This is a genomic window from Synechococcus sp. L2F, assembly GCF_024345695.1.
Taxonomy (GTDB): Bacteria; Cyanobacteriota; Cyanobacteriia; order PCC-6307; family Cyanobiaceae; genus MW101C3.
Genome location: NZ_JAGQBP010000002.1, coordinates 505,473 through 523,963, shown reverse-complemented (window position 1 = coordinate 523,963; position 18,491 = coordinate 505,473). Strand labels below are relative to the sequence as shown.

Sequence of the window (18,491 nt, the reverse complement as noted above, 5' to 3'; positions counted from 1 at the left end):
TCAGAAGGGGTGAACCCCCTCAGGCCTTGGTGGAGGAGGGGGCGGTGAACACAGGGGCCCGCAGTTGGGCCAGCAGGCTGGAGAAGCTGCGGTTGCCCTGACCACCGCGCTCATCATCGGGGCTGACGATCCCCGCCGAAATGATCGTGCGGAAGGCATCTTCCACCGAGAGGTCGAGGTCGCGGACGGATTGCTCGGGCACCACGGCATACCAACCGGTGGTGGGGTTGGGCGCCGTGGGGATGAACACGCTCAGCATCGGTTGATCGGACGTGCTCTGCATGGCGGCTCCGAGTACACCGGTGACGAAACCGACGGCGAAAAGGCCCTTGCTGGGGTACTCGACCAGCACCACCCGGCGAAAGCGGGTGGAGTTGCTGCGGAACACGGTTTCCAGCAGCTGCTTGAGCGTTTTGTAGACCGAACCCGCCAAGGGGATGCGCTGCAGGGTGCCTTCGCCGAAATCGAGCAACCAGCGGCCCACGATGTTGCGGGCCATCAGACCGATCAGCAGGATGCCGAGCAACGGCACCAACAGACCCACGCCGAGATTGATCAACTCCTGCAGGAGCGGACTCAGCGTATTGAAGGGATTGAATTGCTTCGGGATCGTGGTGAGAAAGGCGAGCACGAAGCGGCTCACCGTGGTGGCCAGCCAGATCGTGGTGGCGAGTGGAATCACCACCAGCAGACCGGCGATCAGGTCGTTCTTGAGGTCCTGGCGAAGACGGTTCCCCAGGGGTTCATCAGTGCGGGGATTCGATTGCACCAAGAGCGGGCCGGAACGACCGGACATCAAAAAGCAGACTTCAACCTAGCCAGCCACCAGGGACGCCGTTAAGCGGCGGCCCATCTCGCCACAGAACTTCCGAGGCTCAGAGCACCGCGGCGAGTGCCACCAACGTGAACGCCACGGCCAGCACCACCGCTGAAGCGGTGCCGTTGAAACGGCGCTGGTTGAGAGCCAGCACGCTGGAGCGTTCCTCCTGCTTCAGCTGGTCCTGCATCTGCTGCAACTGGCGGTCGATGAAGCCGCGCGCCGCCTGCTGCTTCTGCTCAGGCGTGGCCTGGGGCGGCACCTGGCCCGCCTGCTCGGCCTGACGCACCAGTTGCTCAATCACCTGGGGATTGGTGCTCTGCTGCTTGGCCATCTCCAGCTGGCCCCGCTTGGTGGCCAGGCTCTGCTCAGTCTGGGCGGTGATCGAGCCATCGGCGCTCACCGTGACCGGCACTGCCACAGCCAGGCCGATCGCCAGCACCGCTGCCGCGACGGTGACCACCCAGCGCAGGGGGGTGCGGCCCTCGTGGGACACATCAAGGCGGCAGCCCAGCAGGATCAGCAGCAGGCCCACCAGCGCCATCGGTGCCTGGCTGATCAGCCGTTCCACCAGCAGCTGCTGGAAGGTGGGATCCTCCCAGCTGCCGATCAGGATCACGGAGGTGAGCTGCAGGGCCAGCAGCACCACCAGGGTGAGACCGAGCCAGCGCAGCAGCACGCCGAAACGTCCGGAAGAGGCGGAGATCACAGCAGAATGACGGTGATGCGCAACTGTACGGGTGGGATCTAAGCCCGACCAGGAACGCCTGTCTCCCGCAGCCCTGGCGGCAGCCCTCAAACAGCAGGCCCTGCTGCTGGGATTCGCCCCCGTGGGGCTGGGCGTCGCCGAGCCGGATGAACGGATGCAGCTGCGCACGGCGGCCCTGCAGCGCTGGCTGGCCGCAGGCCACCACGCCTCGATGGACTGGATGGCCGATCCGCGCCGGGCGGAAATCCAGCGGCTGCTGCCTGGGGTTCGCAGCCTGCTGGCGGTGGGGCTCAACTACAACGTGGCCGCGATCCGCACCCCCGGCCGGCCGGCGATCGCCCGCTACGGCTGGGGTCGCGACTACCACCGGGTGATCGACAGCCGCCTGCGCCAGCTGGGCCGCTGGCTGGAGCAACAGGCTCCGGAGGTGCGCTGGCGGGCCTGTGTCGACAGCGCTCCCCTGCTGGACAAGGCCTGGGCCGAGCAGGCCGGCCTGGGTTGGATCGGCAAACACGCCAACCTGATCCACCCCCGCCGGGGCTCCTGGTTCCTGATCGGCCATCTGCTCACCACGCTGGAGCTGCCTGCGGATGCTCCGGCCGAGCCACTATGCGGGCGCTGCAGCCGTTGCATCGACGCCTGCCCCACCGGCGCCATCACCGAGCCGTTCGTGGTGGACGCGCGGCGCTGCATCGCCTTCCACACGATCGAAAGCCGCGAGCCGCAGCTGCCGCCGGCGATCAGCACCGCCATGGCTCCCTGGGTGGCCGGCTGCGACATCTGCCAGGACGTCTGCCCCTGGAACGACCAGGACCTGCCCGTGTCCAGCGATCCCGACCTGCAGCCGCGCGCCTGGATGCTCGACCTGCAGCCGGAGGAGGCGCTGCAGTGGAGTGACGACGACTGGGATGAGCGGCTGCGGGCCTCGGCCCTGCGCCGCATCAAGCCGTGGATGTGGCGGCGCAACCTGCGGGCGATGCTGAGGCTGGGCACGCCCGGCCCTGCCAGCTGACTGTGCCCGCCTGAAAAAGAGAGGCCATTCGCCTGCAGAAGTCAAGAACCGCCGCTCTAGGGTGAGTTCTGGAATGGAACGCCCGGCATGGCCCCGCGCTGGTTGGCGAGTCTTACGGCAGCACCGTTCACGTTTTCCGTTCTGGCAGGGTCGGTGCCGCCGGCCTTCGCGCTGGTCCCTTACGCCTATGTGCCGCAGACCGCGGAGTTGGAAGCGGCAGGGCTGGGCATCGCCCAGGCGGCCAGCCGCCTGCTGCGCCTGGGCCAAGCGGAGGATGCGGCCCGTCTGGCGGCCCTCACCGTGCAGCTGCTGCCTGGCGACCCGCGCGGTTGGGTGCTGCTGGCGGAAGCCCAGCTGCGCAGCAACCAGAGCAAGCAGGCATCGGCTTCGTTGGCGCGGGCCAAGCAGCTCGATCCACGCAACCCCGGCATCTGGTTCGCCGAAGGCTCCCTGGCCCTGCGCGATGGTCAGCCGCAGCAGGCGGTGGGGCTGCTGGAGCAGGGCCTGCGCCTGGATGGGCGCAACGCTGGCGCCCACTTCGATCTCGGCAACGCCCAGCTGCTGCTCAACAACCCCCAGGGGGCCCTGCTGGCCTTTGAGCGTGCCTCTGGGCTGCGCAAGGGCTTCTGGGAGGCGATCAACAACCAGGGGTTGGTGCTCTATGAGCTGGGCCGCCGCGGCGAGGCGATCGAACGCTGGCGCCAGGCCCTGCAGATCAATGCCAAGGCGGCGGAACCGATGCTGGCGCTGGCAGCCGGCCTCTCCGCCGCCCCGGACGGACAGAGCGAAGCGCGGAGGCTCGCCAGCGAGGCCTTGGCGATCGAACCCAACTACGTGCTTGACGCCTATCAGAAAGAACAACTCTGGGGGCCCCGCCTGCGTGCCAGCACCAAGACCCTGCTCAGCCATCCCGACCTGAAGGCCGCTGTGGACAGGGCCAATGCCAATGCCTCAGGCACCATGGAGACGGAAGAAGAACCCTCCACCTGAGCAGCCACCAGCAGCTGGGCCCGCCAGGCAGCATCTGTAGGCTGAGCCCCTTCCGCCCCCAGACCCCCGAACCGGATGGCAGAGGAGCGCGTCCAACCGATCTCCCTGCATCAGGAGATGCAGCGGTCGTACCTCGAATACGCGATGAGCGTGATCGTGGGCCGGGCCCTGCCGGATGTGCGCGATGGCCTCAAGCCAGTGCAGCGGCGCATCCTGTTTGCCATGCACGAGCTGGGTCTCACCCCGGACCGGCCCTACCGAAAATGCGCCCGGGTGGTGGGTGATGTGCTCGGCAAGTACCACCCGCATGGCGATCAGGCCGTGTACGACGCGCTGGTACGCCTCGTGCAGACCTTCGCCAGCCGCCATCCGCTGCTCGATGGCCACGGCAACTTCGGCTCGGTCGACGACGACCCGCCAGCGGCGATGCGCTACACGGAAACGCGCCTGGCACCGATCGCCAATCAGGGGTTGCTCGATGAAATCGGCAACGACACGGTTGATTTCGCCCCCAACTTCGATTCCTCCCAGCAGGAACCGACCGTGCTGCCCGCGCAGCTGCCCTTCCTGCTGCTGAACGGCTGCTCCGGCATCGCCGTGGGCATGGCCACCAGCATTCCGCCCCACAACCTGGGCGAAGTGGTGGACGCCCTGATCGCGCTGATCCGCAAGCCCGATCTCAGCGACGACAAACTGCTCGAACTGGTCCCCGGCCCCGACTTTCCGACCGGCGGCGAAGTGCTCACCGGCAGCGGCGTGCGCGACACCTACCTGAACGGCCGCGGCAGCATCCCGATGCGGGGGGTGGCCCACATCGAGGAGGTGCAGCCCGGCAAGGGGCGCCACCGCCGCGGCGCCGTGGTGATCACCGAACTCCCCTACCAGCTGAGCAAGGCGGGCTGGATCGAGAAGCTGGCGGAGCAGGTCAACGACGGCAAGATCGGTGGCATCGCCGACATCCGCGACGAGAGCGACCGCGATGGCATGCGGGTGGTGGTGGAGGTGCGCCGCGACGGGGAGCCCGCCAAGGTGCTGGCCGAACTGCAACGCCGCACGGCCCTGCAGAGCAATTTCGGGGCGATCATGCTGGCGCTCGTCCACGGCCAGCCGCTGCAGCTGAGCCTGCGGCAGATCCTCAACCATTTTCTGGAGTACCGGGAACACACCCTGATCCGGCGCACCAACCACGCCCTGCGCCGCACCGAAGACCGGCTGGAGGTGGTGGAGGGTCTGATCCGGGCGCTCGATGCCCTGCAGGAGGTGATTGCCCGGATCCAGGCGGCCAAGGATGCCGCCACGGCCAAGGCGAGCCTGCAGGTCCACTTCGATCTGAGCGAACGGCAGGCCGAGGCGGTGCTGGCCATGCCGCTGCGGCGCCTCACCAGCCTGGAGCAGGACGGCCTGCGGCAGGAGGCCGCTGAGCTGGCACAGGAACGGGAGCGGCTGCGGCACCTGCTCGACGACCGCCAGGCCCTGCTCGACGCCATGGTGGCGGAGCTGAAAAGCCTGAAGAAGCGTTATGCCACACCCCGGCGCACGCGTCTGGTGGCCGGCGGCGATGCCCTGGTGGCACAGCGTGCCGCTGCCACCCGACCCACCACCGAGCTGCAGCGGCAGCAGGCCCTCGACGCCCTGCCCGGCGATGGTCGCCTGCTGATCCAGGCCGATGGCCAGGTACGGATCGTGGGCCCCCAGCTGCTCGGCCGCCTGCATCTGGAGGAGGCCGCCCCGCTGGGTGAGCACCCGTCCCCGGCGCGGCTGATCCTGGCGGTGAGCGATAAACCGGCCGTGCTGGCCTTCAGCGCCGGTGGGCGGGTGGCCCTGCTGCGCTGGGAGTATGCCGGACAGCAGCAGGGCGGCCTGGAGAAGTTCCTGCCCGAGAGCCTGCTCGATGACCCGATCATTCAGGTGTTGCCACTCCCGGCACAACCCGAGGGCAGCCTGGGCCTGCTGAGCAGCGACGGCCGTTTCAAGCGGCTGCCGATCGACGCGTTTCTCGAGCTGTCCGGCCGTGCCGCCACCGTGCTCAAGCTGAAGGACGGCGTGGTGCTGCGCCGCGTGGTGCCCTGCAGCGACGACCAGGACCTGGTGGTGGGCAGCAGCTCCGGGCGCCTGCTGCGCCTGCAGCTGACGGACGCCGACGTGCCGCTGATGGGGCGGGCGGCCCAGGGCCCCCTGCTGCTGCGGCTGCTGCCCGGCGAGACGATTGCCGGTGCCTGCGCCCCCCGCTCGGATCAGGACGTGGTGCTGGCCAGCCGCCTGGGACGGATCAAGCGCCTGCGGCTGGAGAGTCTGCGGCGGTGCCAGCGGGGCGAGCTGGGCCAGATCGGCCTGCGCTTCCTCGATCGCAGCGACGCCCTGGTGGACCTGCAGGTGTGCGGAACGTCCACCCTGGGGGTGGTGCTGAGCCCGACCCGCAGCTTCCGCCTCGATCCAGCCACCCTTTCGGCCCAGAACCCCGACGAACCCGGCGAACTGCCGCAGCCACTGGCGGCCGGCGACAGCGTGCAGGCCCTGGTGCCGCTGATCAACTGATTTCCGAGGGCTGAGCTGACCTGCTGATCCTCAGGGCCCCGGCAGCAAGGCTCAGGGCTTGGTGGCCGCCAGGCCTGAGGGCTCCAGCATCAGCTTGCTGGAGCGGACGGCGTCGTCCATGGGAATCGGGTAGTTGCCATCGAAGCAGGCGGTGCAGAAATGGGAGGAATGGTCGTGGGCGGCCTCCAGCATTCCCTCCTGGCTGAGATAGGCGAGCGAATCGACGCCGAGGTGGGCTGTGATCTCTTCAAGGGTGAGCCGGGCAGCGATCAGCTGCTCCTGGTTGTCGGTGTCGATGCCGTAGAAGCAGGGATGGGTGACCGGCGGCGAACTGATGCGCATGTGCACTTCGGTGGCGCCCGCATCCCGCAGCGCCATCACCAGCTTGCGGCTGGTGGTGCCGCGCACGATTGAGTCGTCGATCACGATCACCCGCTTGCCGGAGAGCACATCCGGCAGGGGATTGAGCTTGACGCGGATGCCCGCCTCCCGCATCGCCTGGGTGGGCTGGATGAAGGTGCGGCCCACATAACGGTTCTTGATCAGCCCATCGGCGAAGGGGATGCCACTGCCCTTGGAGAAGCCGATGGCAGCAGGGATGCCGGAATCGGGCACGCCGATCACAATGTCCGCCTCCACGGCGGATTCGCGCGCCAGCATCTCACCGATGCGATGGCGGTAGCTATAGAGGGATTCGCCGAAGAAGCGGCTGTCGGGCCGGGCGAAGTAGATCATCTCGAAGACGCACAGCTTCGCCGGCTCCTTGATCCAGCGCACCCGCTCAGGCACCGGCTCGCCCGCCCGGAAGTGAATCAGTTCGCCGGGGCCCACATCGCCGTCGTAGGAGGCGCCGATGATGTCGAGGCCGCAGGTTTCGCTGCTGAGCACCCATTGCCCCTGGTGCTTGTCGCCCATGTGGCCGAACACCAGCGGGCGCACCCCATAGCCATCGCGCAGGGCGAACAGACCGTCCGGGGTGCCGATCGCCAGGCTGAAGGCGCCGCGGCAGCGGCCGGCGGCCTGACGGATCGCGGCGCTCCAGCCCAGACCTCCATCCACGGCCTCCTGAAGCGCGAAGGCGATCAGCTCCGAATCGGTGGTGGAGGTGAATTCACCGGCGAGATGGTCGAGCGCCTCGCGCAACTCGTTGGCGTTGACCAGATTGCCGTTGTGCGCCAGGCCGAAGGGCCCGAGGCGGGTCATCAGCACCACCGGCTGGGCGTTGCAGACCCGGCTGCTGCCGGTGGTGGAATAGCGGTTGTGGCCGATCGCCAGGTCGCCTGGCATGCGCTCCAGCACGTCCTGATCGAACACCTGGCTGACCAGGCCCATGTCTTTGTGGAGCCGGATCTTGGCGCCGTTGAACACGGCGATCCCAGCCGACTCCTGCCCCCGGTGCTGCAGTGCGTAGAGGCCGAAGTAGGTGAGGTTCGCCACCGGCTGGCCGGTGGCATAGACGGCGAACACGCCGCAGGCCTCCTCCATGCGATCGGGACGCTCTGCCTCCGCTGCTGCAGCGGGTTCAGCAGCCACGGCAGGAGCGGTCATGGCTTGTGCGTGTTTGGACCCGTCACCCAGCGCAGGCGAGCTGGCGCCATGGGGGCCGGACGGTGACGGGGAGGGGTGCTGCCTGGGGTGCGCGCGAACCACAGGCCTGACCACTGACCGACTGCGTTGACAGTCTGCCTCAGGCCCCGCCGGCCAAGCGGCGGGGAATCCCCTGCTCGTAAGCCAGCCCCAACACATCGAGCGGCTGCGCCAGCAACGTCGTGCCGCCCCGCACGATGCTCAGCAGCGCCTCAGCCTGCACCTGGCCCAACCGCTGGCAGGCTGGCGGCGAGCCTGCGGCACCGCTCAGCGGCGCCTGCTCCACCAACGCCTGCCAGGCCTGGGCCTGGGCAGGCGGCACGCTCACCAGCACCCTGGCGCCGCCCTCGGCGAACAGCAGCCGGTCGGCCCGGGCCGTGCCCGCGGGCAACTCCAGCTGCGCGCCCAGACCCGAGGCGAGACAGCATTCGGCCGCCGCCACCGCCAGGCCGCCGTCGCTGAGATCGTGGGCGGCAGTCACCACCCCCTGGGCGATCGCCTGCCGCAGGAGAGCCTGCACCGCCAGCTCCAGCGCCAGGTCGGTGCGCGGCGGCCGGCCGGTGCTGAGCCCGTGGATCCACTCCAGGTAGCCGCTGGCCGCCAGCCCGAACCGCTCGTCGGCGTCATCGTCGCCCGCCAGCGGCACACCCAGCAGCCAGATGGCATCACCGGCCGCGCGCCAGGCCTGGCCGGTGACACGGGCAAGATCGGGCACCAGACCCACCATCCCCACCACGGGGGTGGGATGGATCGGCTGCAGGCGCCCGTCGGGCAGGCGGGTCTCGTTGTAGAGGGAGACGTTGCCGCCGGTGACCGGTGTACCGAGCGCGGCGCAGGCCTCCGACAGGCCGCGGCAGGCCATCGCCAGCTGCCAGTAGCCGGTGGGGTGGTCGGGGGAAGGGAAATTGAGGTTGTCGGTCACGGCCAGCGGCTCGGCCCCCACGCAGCTGAGGTTGCGGGCCGCTTCGGCCACCGCCGCCATCGCGCCCCGCTGCGGATCGAGGGCCACCCAGCGGTTGGGGCAATCCACCACCGCCGCCACGCCGCGCTGGGCCGGCAGCAACGAGCCAGGCCCCTGCTGAGGCCGGAGCCGCACCACGGCCGCGTCGGCGCCGCCGGGGGGCATCACGGTATTGCCCTGCACCTGGTGGTCGTACTGGCGGTACACCCAGCGCTTGCTCGCGATCGTGGGCGTGTCGAGCAGGGCCAGCAGCACCTGGTTCCAGCTGAGCGGTGACTGGCCCGCCGGGGTAATCCCGGCGGTGTCGGCGGGCGGCAGCTGGGCCTCGCTCCACTGCCAGTGGGCCTGGATCTCGGCGGGCGGGGCAGCGAGCAGCTCGTGGTGGTTGATCGGGGTGTCGTCGGCCAGGGCATTGGCCGGCACTTCGGCGGCCACCGCGCCGTGCTGCAGCACCCGTACCACGTTCTCGGCCACCACGCGGCCCACCACCGCGGCCTGCAGGCCCCAGCGGCGGAAGCGCTCCATCAGCGGCTGCTCGCGGCCCTGACGCACCACGAACAACATCCGCTCCTGCGATTCCGACAGCAGGAACTCGTAGGCAGTCATGCCGTCTTCGCGGGCCGGCACGCGGTCGAGATCGAGCTCCACACCCACGCCCCCCTTGGCAGCCATCTCCGAGCAGCTGCAGGTGAGGCCGGCGGCGCCCATGTCCTGGGCGGCCACCACATCGCCGCTCTGGAAGGCTTCCAGGCAGGCCTCGATCAGCCCCTTCTCCAGGAAGGGATCCCCCACCTGCACGGCCGGGCGGTCATCGAGGGAGGCTTCGGTGAGCTCGGCGGAGGCAAAACTGGCCCCGCCCATGCCATCCCGGCCGGTGGTGCTGCCCACGTAGACCACCGGATTGCCCACGCCCGCCGCACCCGAGCGCACAATCTCCTCGGTTTCCATCAGCCCCAGGGCCATGGCGTTGACCAGCGGGTTGCCGCTGTAGCTGGGATCGAAGGCCACCTCCCCTCCCACCGTCGGCACACCGACGCAGTTGCCGTAATGGGCGATGCCGGCCACCACGCCCTCCATCAGCCCCACATTGCGGGGATCCTCCAGCGGACCGAAGCGCAGGGCATTGAGCAGCGCGATCGGGCGCGCGCCCATGGTGAAGATGTCGCGCAGGATGCCGCCCACACCGGTGGCCGCGCCCTGGAAGGGCTCCACGGCCGAAGGGTGGTTATGGCTTTCGATCTTGAAGGCCAGATGCTGACCCTCGCCCAGGTCGACGACGCCGGCGTTCTCACCGGGCCCCACCAGGATGCGCGGCCCGGTGGTGGGGAACTGGCCGAGCAGGGGGCGGGAGTTGCGGTAACAGCAGTGCTCCGACCACATCACCCCGAACATGCCCAGCTCGGCGCGGTTCGGTGCCCGGCCCAGCCGCCGCACGATCTCGTCGTAGTCCGCCTGGCTGAGGCCCTCCTTGCGCAGAGCTTCGGCAAGCGGAAAGGAGGGGGAGGACACCAGGCGGCCGCAGGCAGGAAAGCGCAGTCTGGCCGAGCGAGCGCCCACGGCCGCCGGGGGATCGGCAGGTTCAGACCCAGGGATCCGTGTCGCTGTCGTAGCGGCTGCCCCGCCGGGACGGTCCCTCGCTGACAGGCTGGGTCCGACGGTAGCGGTCCGTGTCCGGTTCGAGCTCCGGATCGTCCTCAGGCGAGTCCCAGGCCCTGGGCCCGTCGTCGCGATCCTCCAGACGATCGTCGTCGTCCCAGTCGTCCAGCGGGTCGCCGTCCGGTTGACGGCGGCCGGAATCGGCGTCCTGCCAGGGCGGACCGTCCCGCTGCGGCTCCTGCCAGGGGGGTTCCTCCAGCCAGCCTTCCAGCCGTTCCTCGAAGCGTCCGCCCACCTCCTGGAACTGATCCCTGATCCGGGTGGTCTCCTGACCCACCTGATCCCGCCAGCGGCGTGAGCGGCGCAGAAACTCCTGCCGCACACTGGCCTTGGCCAGCGGCAGGTCGTCGAGGCCGCCGAGGCCGGTGAGCACCTGGCCGGGCTGCTGATCGACGATCCGATCGGGAGTGAGGCGCCAGCGGCTGGTGCCCGGCAGACGCGGATCGCTGCGCGACACCAGGTAGTGCAGGATGCGCCCACTGCGCAGCTCCACGGCCGCATCCGCCACCGTGCCCAGCACGGAACCCCCAGCGCCGGTCAGGGCGGCATCGAACAGCGTGGGCAGGCGTTCGAGCGTGGCCGGATCGGTGACGGCCGGTTCGCCCAGCACCAATGCCTCCAGTTCACCGAGGCCGCGCAGCTGGTCGAGGCGCCAGACAAGCCGGCGGGTGCCGAAGGCGGAGGGCTTGCTGGCCCAGCCGAGCAGGCGGTGCACCGGCGGGTGCATCCAGCCCATCAGTCCAGGGCCGTGGTCGAGGCCCTGATCGCAGCGCACCCGCAGGCGCAGCAGGTCGGAGAGCAGCAGCTGAGCGGGAAGGCTCACGGCATCAGCTGCGGATCTGCACGGGCATCACCAGGTAGGTGAAGCTCGGATCCTCCAGCGGCGCCAGCACGGCGGGCGTGGTGGGGGCATTGCAGCGCAGCTCGACCCGGTCGGCGGTCATCGCTTTGAGGCCATCGAGCACGTAGCGCACATTGAAAGCGATCTCGATCGCGTCCCCCTTCACCAGCGCCGGCAAGGATTCCGAGCCGCTGCCCACATCCTGGGCGTCGGCACTGATGCGCAGGATGTCGGCGGATGGGTCGCTGCTCAGCTTCACCACGTTGTTGTGCTGATCGGCCACCACGGCCACCCGCTCCAGGGCGTTGACGAAGGCGCGGCGGTCGAGCTCGAGCGTGCGGCTGAAGGAGGCGGGAATCAGCTGGCCGTAGTTGGGATAGGTGCCGTCGAGGCTACGGCTGGTGAGCACCTGATCCGCCCAGACGAACACCACCTGCCCGCGTTCGCTGAACAGGCTCACCGGCTCCTGCGACTGGCGGGAGGACAGCAGGCGCTCCAGTTCGCGCAGGGAGCGGGCCGGCACCGTGACCGCAAAGCTCGGCGCCTCTTCCGCATCCGTTGCGCCGTTACCGGGGCCCGCACCGGCAGCAGCGGCCGCCGCATTGTCGAGACGCAGCACCGAGAGGCGGTGGCCGTCGGTGGCGGCGCATTCGAGACCGTCGTGCTCCAGGCCGAGATGCACGCCGGTGAGCAACTGCTTCGCCTCATCCGGGCTGCTGGCGAACAGGGTGGCGCGCAGGCCCTTGATCAGCGCGTCCGCTTCCAGCCGGATCGGAGCGCCGGTCTGAACCAATGGGAGGTCGGGAAAATCCTCCGCCGACAGCCCGCGCATCTGGTAGCTGCCGGAGAAGCTGGTGAGCTCCACCTGCTCCTGGCCTTCGGGGCACTCCAGGGTGATCGGACTGTCGGCGGAGAGCCGGGAAACGATCTCGCCGAACAGGCGGGATGGCAGGGTGATCGCGCCGCTGGTTTCCACCGCCGCAGGCAGGCTCGTCTGGATGCCGAGATTGAGATCGAAGCCGGTAAGGCTCAACCGGCCGGTGCCGGCATCGGCGGTGAGCAGCACGTTGGCCAGCACCGGATGGGTCGGGCGGGCCGCCACCGCGCGGCTGACCAACTGAAGGCTGGCGCTCAGTTCCGCCTGGGAGCAGACCAGCTTCATCGTTTCGAGACTCCGGGTGGGATGCCCTTTTCGGGCCCCACCACGCTTCCACAAGCCGGGGCGATCCGCAACGGCGGACCACCGTCAGCGCCCTTTTCCACGCCCGTTTTCCGCGATCCTTCTACGGAAGTTCTCTCTTTCAGAAAAAAGAGAAAAACAGCCGTAGTCGTAGGGGGTGTGGAAATCGGGGAGAAACCCAAAATGCTAGTTGCAGCAAGGGATCTGGCTCAACAGACATGGGGAGAACCGCTGACGGAAACCGCACGTTTTCCCCTTTTCCACGATTTCCCTGCCTGAGGAAAACCGACGCTCTGTTCGGGGCCCAGATTCAGCCGCACTTTTCCACCGCTGGCCCCCCGTTTTTCCCTGGGACGGTCTGTTCACCGGCCGACATCAAAACGCCACGCTTCTGGCCGCTTCAGGGCTCTACAGCGGCGCTGTCCGTGCCCGAACGCCAAAAACCCCCGTCCACGAAAGGCCGTGGGCGGGGGCTCCTGGTTGATCAGATGGGCTTCAGCCCTGGTCTCAGAAGCCCATCACCTTGGCGACCACGTCCACCTCCGGCGCCAGGCCGGCATGGAAGGCGCCGTCGCTGTGATCGATCGCGGTGCCGGGATCCTTCAAGCCGTTGCCGGTGAGCACACAGACCACCGTGGCCCCTGCCGGCACCTCCGCTGCCCGCTGCAGCAGGCCGGCCACCGAAGCGGCGCTGGCGGGTTCGCAGAACACCCCTTCCTCCCGGCCCAGCAGCTTGTAGGCCTCCAGGATCTCCTGATCGGTGACCGCATGGAAGGCCCCGTTGCTCTGCTCACGCACCGCCAGGGCCTTCTCGCGGTTGGCCGGGTTGCCGATGCGGATCGCCGTGGCGATGGTGTCCGGTTGCTCCACCGTGTGGCCCAGCACCAGGGGGGCGGAGCCGCTGGCCTGGAAGCCCATCATCCGGGGCAGCCGCTGGCTGTGCCCGGCCTGCCGGTACTCCTGGAAGCCCATCCAGTAGGCGCTGATGTTGCCGGCATTGCCCATCGGGATGCACAGCCAGTCGGGGGCATCGCCAAGCGCATCGACCACCTCGAAGGCGGCCGTCTTCTGGCCCTGCAGCCGGAAGGGGTTGAGGGAATTGACCAGGGTGACGGGGTAGCTGTCGGCCACCTCGCGCACGATCGCCAGCGCCCGGTCGAAGTTGCCCTTCACCGCCAGCACCTCGGCGCCGTACATCAGCGCCTGGGCCAGCTTTCCCTGGGCCACGTAGCCATCGGGGATGAGCACGAAGGCGCGCATGCCACCGCGCTTGGCATAGGCCGCGGCCGCGGCGGAGGTGTTGCCGGTGCTCGCGCAGATCACCGCTTCAGCGCCGGCTTCGCGCGCCTTGCTCACCGCCATCGTCATCCCCCGGTCCTTGAAGCTGCCGGTGGGGTTGAGGCCGTCGTACTTGAGGAACACCTTCACGCCGCGGCCCACGCGCGCCGCAATCGCCGGCGCGGGGATCAGCGGGGTGGCGCCTTCGCGCAGCGTGATCACCGGCGTGCGGTCGCTGACCGGCAGCCAGGGGCGGTAGGCCTCGATCAGCCCCGGCCAGTCCTGCAGCGTGGGCTTCGCGCCCAGGCGCCTGAGGGCAGAGAGCAGCGGCACGGGCGCGACGGAGCAGGCTGTGGCGAATCTACGCGGCGGTTAAGAAGCGCCGAGAGGGCTTCACGCCCTGAGAGCTGGCCTTGGGGCCTGGAGCGATTCAGGAGCCCTTGGCATCGGGTGCGCTGGCGGGCGGTTGGCCGGGTGCGCTGGCTGGAGGGCTGGTGGACGGCGCCGGGGGGCCGGAGGGCCGTTCATTGCCCTCTCGCAGGCCGTCAAGCGGGGATTCGGAGAAGAACCGCACCAGATCGGTGATCGAATTGGTTTTGCCCACCAGGCTGAGCAGGGCCGGGATGTTGATCGCCAGCTCGTTGGCGGGGTAGGCCCTCAGAAAGCCTGTGGGGGTGAGGGTGCCGTTGCCGTTGCTGATGCCGATGATCAGGGCGGAGCGGAGCGCCGGAACGCCGGTGCCCGGTGCCCGCAACGGCGCGAAGATGCCCGCCAGGCGCTGCAGGATCGCCTCGCCGATGCGGGTGGACAGCAGACGGCTGGTGAGCACCAGCGGCAGGGTGATCTTCTGGTTCAGCAGCCGTGCCACATCTTCCGGGTTCTGGCGGCCGATCTTGAGCACGTCGGCCAGCAGGCCGCGTGCCTGGCCGGTGGCGGCCAGATGGTCGAGATCAGCGACCGGGATCGAGCGCCGGAAGGCGCCGCTGACGAAAACCAGTTGCTCGGCCGCCTGAAGACTCGGAGCGGCCGTGCTCAGCGAGAGCCCGAGCAGGACCCCCAGGACGTTGGGGCGGATGCGCAACTGAAACTCCCTGGCTGGACGCTGATCCTAGAAGCTGCCGACCGGTGCCATTCCAGCGGCTCGACGGGTTTCCGGCGCCACCAGCACGTCGCGCAGCAGGCGCACCACCCCCCGCTCCGCCAACCCCTGGGCCAGCTGCAGCCCCATGCGGCGCAGGTCGGGTTCCGCCAGCAACCGTGGCAGCCGGCGCAGCAGCAGACGGGGTTCGAAGCCCGGCACATCGCGCAGCACCACCAGGAGTTGCTGCACGGGTTCAAGATCCAGCAACTGGGCGTCGATCACACTCATCCGCTCCATGCCCCGCAGGCCCGGTGGCTGCAGCCGTTTCGGCAGCCGCCGCCCCATCGCCTGCACGGCCCGCCAGCCAAGCGCATCGAGCCGGTCGACCATCGCATCGACCAGCTGCTGGCGCAGCATGCCTCCCTTGGGCGAGAAGAGGAAATCGAGCACCTGATCCAGCAGACCCTCTACATCCAGCTGATCCTGGAGGGAGGCGCTGCTGATCAGATTTTCCAGCCGCTGCCAACGGAACTCCTCACCATCGAAGAGCATCTCGCGCAGGCTGCGGCGCAGATCCGGATCCGGATCCTCCATCAGCCGGCGGGCGAAGTAAGGGTAGGCCGCACCGAGAATCTTGAACTCCGGATCCACACTCAGGGCAATGCCTTCCAGCGTGACCAGCGAGCGGATGATCAGGGCGTAGTAAGGCGGCACCTGAAAGGGGAAGCGGTACATCACCCCGGAGAGATCGTCGGTGACCGCCTTGAAATCCATCCGGCTCACTCCCATCTCCAGGGCCTGGCCGAACACCGATTCGAATGCCGGCACAATCGGCTCCAGATTCACCTCTTCGCCCAGAAAACCGAGCTGCACGAAATCGGTGGAGAGGGCTGAGAAGTTGCGGTTCACCAGGTGCACCACCGCCTGGATCAGCCCGGTGCGCGATTCGCGGCTCACCTCGCTCATCATGCCGAAATCCAGATAAGCCAGGCGGCCATCCGGCAGGGCCAGCAGATTGCCGGGGTGGGGATCGGCGTGGAAAAAGCCGTGCTCCAGCAGTTGCTGCAGGCTGCAGTTCACGCCGATCTGCACCATGTGGTCGGGGTCGATGCCGAGCGAGCGCACCGCCTCCAGATTGGTGAGTTTTACCCCATCGATCCACTCCATCGTGAGCACGCGGCGGCTGGTGGCCTCGTGATAGATGGCCGGTACGGCGATGTTCGGGTTGTGCTGGTGGAGCCTGGCGAAGGTTTCGGCGTTCCTGGCTTCGTTGAGATAATCCATCTCCTCGAATACCCGCTTGCCCAGTTCATCGATCAGGGCCACCAGATCGCTGCGCACCAGGCCTACATTCCGGTTGATCCAGGCGGCGATGTTGCGCACGATGTAGAGATCGAGCGTGATCTGCTCGCGCAGACCAGGGCGCTGCACCTTCACCGCCACCGCCTGGCCGTCCTTGAGCGTGCCCCTATGCACCTGGCCGAGTGAAGCGGCGGAGATCGGCTCGCGATCGAGCTGGGCGTAGATCTCGGAGACGGGCGCACCCAGATCTTCTTCGATGCAGGCCATGGCCAGTGCACCGTCGAAGCCGGGCAATTGATCCTGCAGCTGGGCCAGCTCCTCCAGCAGCACCGGCGGCACGATGTCGGGCCGGGTGGAGAGGGCTTGGCCGGCCTTGATGAAGGCGGGACCGAGCGCCACCAGCAGCTGGGCGCATTCGCGCGCCCGCTCCCGGGCCCGGTCGGGGTTGCTGAGCAGACCGGTGAAGCGATCGACGGCCACACCCACCAGGAACAGACTGATGGGCATCAGGGTCTGCCAGAGCCGCAGCAGCAGACGCCGGGGGTGACCGGCGTAGAGGCGGGTGATCGCCGCCGGGTCGTAGCTGAGCAGGCCGGCGGCTTCGATGAAGTCGCTGAGCTCCGCAGGGGTGCTCACATGGTCGGAGCGAACCATCACGGGGCAGATCGATCAACCCCTTCTAAACGAATCTCAGCGTCGCTACGGTCGGGCAGACGGCTGAGGCACCGGGTGCTCACGGGACTGCGCCTCGAGAACATCGCGCTGGTGGAGAGCCTGGAGCTGGAGTTCTCCACGGGCTTCACCGTGCTCACCGGTGAAACCGGTGCCGGCAAGTCATTGCTGCTCGATGCCCTCGATGCCCTGCTGGGCGGCGGCTCCGGCGTGCGCCTGCTGCGCAAGGGCACCGAGCGGAGCCTGATCGAAGCCCAGTTCACCACCACCGCGCCTGTGCAGGCCTGGCTGCAGCAGCAGCAGCTGGATCAGCAGCTTGTCGGTGCCGAATCCGATGGCCTCGATCAGAACGGAGACGAACCTGCCGACCCACCGGTGGACCTGGTGCTCAGCCGCGAATGGCGCAGCAACGTCGAGCGCATCCAGAGCCGCAGTCGCATCAACGGCGTGGTGGTGAACCGCCAGCAGCTGCTGGAGCTGCGGCCCCTGCTGCTGGACCTCACCGTGCAGGGTCAGACCCAGGAACTGGCCCGTCCCGGCCAGCAGCGTCAATGGCTGGACCGCTGCGGTGGTGACGCGCTGGCCACCTGCCTGGGGCCGGTGCGGCAGGCGGTGCGCAGCTGGCGCCAGGCGGCCGCTCGGCTGGAGCAGGCGCGGGCGGACCGCGACCGGCTGGAGCGGGAACGGCAGGAGGCCTGCCAGCTGCTCGAGGCCCTGGAGGCTGCCGCCCTCGACGACCCCAACGAACGCCTGCGGCTGCAGCAGGACCAGGACCGCCTCGCCCATGCCGTGCGGCTGCAGGAAGGGGTGATGCTGCTGCTGGGCCGGCTGGTGGAAGGGGCCGAAGAGGCCCCGGCAGCGCTCGATCATCTGGCCGCTTGCGAACAGGTGCTGCAACAGCTGGCCGGCTTCGACGCCAGCCTCGGGCCCCTGGTGGAGCGCTGTGGCGAAGCACTGCAGCACGTGCAGGACCTGGCCCGCGACCTGGAGCGCTATGGCGGTGCCCTCGACAGCGATCCCTCCAGCCTGGAAGCGGTGCAGGAGCGGCTGGCCCTGCTCAAGGGATTGGAGCGCCGCCACGGCCGCGATCTGGCGGGGCTGATCGAGCAACGCGACCAGCTACGCATGCGCCTCAGCGGTGGGGCTGCCGCCGCCCTCGAAGCTCTTGAGGCCGAGGAGCAGCAGGCCCGCCTGCTGCGGGATCAGGCCTGCAGCCAGCTCAGCGCCCAGCGGCAGCGGGCGGCGCGGCAGCTGGAGGAGCAGCTGACGGCCTCGCTGCGGCCGATGGGCCTGGCCGATGTGCGCTTTTCGGTGGCGATCGAGCCGACGCCTCCGGCGGAGGAGGGGGCCGATGCGGTCACCTTTCTGTTCTCCGCCAACCCTGGCCAGCCGCTGGCTCCTCTGCGGGAAGTGGCCTCCGGTGGCGAGATGAGCCGCTTCCTGCTGGCGCTGAAAACCTGCCTGGCGGCGGCGGATCCGGGCGTCACCCTGCTGTTCGATGAAATCGACAGCGGCGTGAGCGGCCGCGTGAGTGGCGCCATCGCCGCGCTGCTGCGCCAGCTTGCTGCCCAGCGCCAGGTGTTCTGTGTGACCCATCAGCCGCTGGTGGCCGCCGCTGCCGATCACCATTTCCAGGTGAGCAAGGCGGTGGAGGCGGGCCGCACCCTCACCCGGGTGCGCCCGCTGCGGGACACCCAGGCACGTCAGCAGGAGCTGGCGGAACTGGCAGGGGGTGACTTCGGTGAGGCCCATCGCTACGCGGCCGGGCTGCTGGAGCGAAGCTGAGCGGAGCGCCGTTTCCGTTGCCGTCGAGGGGCGGCACCCTGCCCATCAGGAGACACCCGTAGACTCAGACGCTCTAGACGAGGCC

The 18,491-nt window shown here is 68.8% G+C and carries 13 protein-coding genes; 4 read left to right on the top strand and 9 right to left on the bottom strand.

Annotated elements, in window-relative coordinates:
• Positions 1 to 19 precede the first annotated feature (19 nt).
• Both KBZ19_RS07515 and KBZ19_RS07510 read right to left on the bottom strand, forming a co-directional pair.
• Positions 20 to 796 (bottom strand): DUF502 domain-containing protein, encoded by a 777-nt coding sequence (locus KBZ19_RS07515; protein ID WP_233132862.1) that lies wholly within the window; start codon positions 794 to 796, stop codon positions 20 to 22.
• 79 nt (positions 797 to 875) lie between these two features.
• Complete coding sequence (locus KBZ19_RS07510; protein WP_255100466.1) at positions 876 to 1,526, bottom strand: HpsJ family protein; 651 nt, start codon at positions 1,524 to 1,526, stop codon at positions 876 to 878.
• A 31-nt stretch (positions 1,527 to 1,557) separates the two neighbouring features.
• Here KBZ19_RS07510 and queG point away from each other — a divergent pair, with 31 nt between their 5' ends.
• The 3 genes from queG to KBZ19_RS07495 all read left to right on the top strand — a co-directional run bounded on the left by queG (position 1,558) and on the right by KBZ19_RS07495 (position 6,063).
• Entirely contained in the window at positions 1,558 to 2,538 is a 981-nt protein-coding gene (queG, locus tag KBZ19_RS07505; protein ID WP_255100464.1) for a tRNA epoxyqueuosine(34) reductase QueG, read from the top strand.
• An 87-nt stretch (positions 2,539 to 2,625) separates the two neighbouring features.
• Complete coding sequence (locus tag KBZ19_RS07500; protein ID WP_094511196.1) at positions 2,626 to 3,528, top strand: tetratricopeptide repeat protein; 903 nt, start codon at positions 2,626 to 2,628, stop codon at positions 3,526 to 3,528.
• Positions 3,529 to 3,603: 75 nt separating this feature from the next.
• A complete protein-coding gene (locus tag KBZ19_RS07495; RefSeq protein ID WP_255100462.1) occupies positions 3,604 to 6,063 on the top strand; it encodes a DNA topoisomerase (ATP-hydrolyzing) subunit A in 2,460 nt (819 codons plus the stop codon).
• 51 nt (positions 6,064 to 6,114) lie between these two features.
• Here the strand turns inward: KBZ19_RS07495 and purF are convergent, their stop codons facing one another.
• The 7 genes from purF to KBZ19_RS07460 all read right to left on the bottom strand — a co-directional run bounded on the left by purF (position 6,115) and on the right by KBZ19_RS07460 (position 16,603).
• Positions 6,115 to 7,611 carry an amidophosphoribosyltransferase gene (gene purF, locus KBZ19_RS07490; protein ID WP_255100461.1) on the bottom strand — a complete coding sequence of 499 codons (1,497 nt, stop codon included), beginning with the start codon at positions 7,609 to 7,611 and terminating at the stop codon, positions 6,115 to 6,117.
• Between the two features lie 139 nt (positions 7,612 to 7,750).
• Positions 7,751 to 10,120, bottom strand: a complete 2,370-nt coding sequence (gene purL, locus KBZ19_RS07485; RefSeq protein WP_399220114.1) for a phosphoribosylformylglycinamidine synthase subunit PurL — start codon at positions 10,118 to 10,120, stop codon at positions 7,751 to 7,753.
• A gap of 70 nt (positions 10,121 to 10,190) precedes the next feature.
• Positions 10,191 to 11,090 carry an RNA methyltransferase gene (locus KBZ19_RS07480; RefSeq protein ID WP_094511199.1) on the bottom strand — a complete coding sequence of 300 codons (900 nt, stop codon included), beginning with the start codon at positions 11,088 to 11,090 and terminating at the stop codon, positions 10,191 to 10,193.
• A 4-nt stretch (positions 11,091 to 11,094) separates the two neighbouring features.
• Positions 11,095 to 12,270, bottom strand: coding sequence for a DNA polymerase III subunit beta (gene dnaN / locus KBZ19_RS07475; protein ID WP_094511200.1), 1,176 nt, complete (start codon positions 12,268 to 12,270; stop codon positions 11,095 to 11,097).
• Between the two features lie 525 nt (positions 12,271 to 12,795).
• On the bottom strand, positions 12,796 to 13,854 hold the full coding sequence (thrC, locus tag KBZ19_RS07470; protein ID WP_255100710.1) for a threonine synthase: 1,059 nt from the start codon (positions 13,852 to 13,854) through the stop codon (positions 12,796 to 12,798).
• Between the two features lie 142 nt (positions 13,855 to 13,996).
• Entirely contained in the window at positions 13,997 to 14,647 is a 651-nt protein-coding gene (locus tag KBZ19_RS07465; protein ID WP_255100460.1) for an alpha/beta hydrolase, read from the bottom strand.
• Positions 14,648 to 14,674: 27 nt separating this feature from the next.
• Positions 14,675 to 16,603, bottom strand: coding sequence for an AarF/ABC1/UbiB kinase family protein (locus KBZ19_RS07460; protein WP_255100459.1), 1,929 nt, complete (start codon positions 16,601 to 16,603; stop codon positions 14,675 to 14,677).
• A gap of 75 nt (positions 16,604 to 16,678) precedes the next feature.
• Here KBZ19_RS07460 and recN point away from each other — a divergent pair, with 75 nt between their 5' ends.
• Positions 16,679 to 18,406 (top strand): DNA repair protein RecN, encoded by a 1,728-nt coding sequence (recN, locus tag KBZ19_RS07455; RefSeq protein WP_255100458.1) that lies wholly within the window; start codon positions 16,679 to 16,681, stop codon positions 18,404 to 18,406.
• Positions 18,407 to 18,491 lie beyond the last annotated feature (85 nt).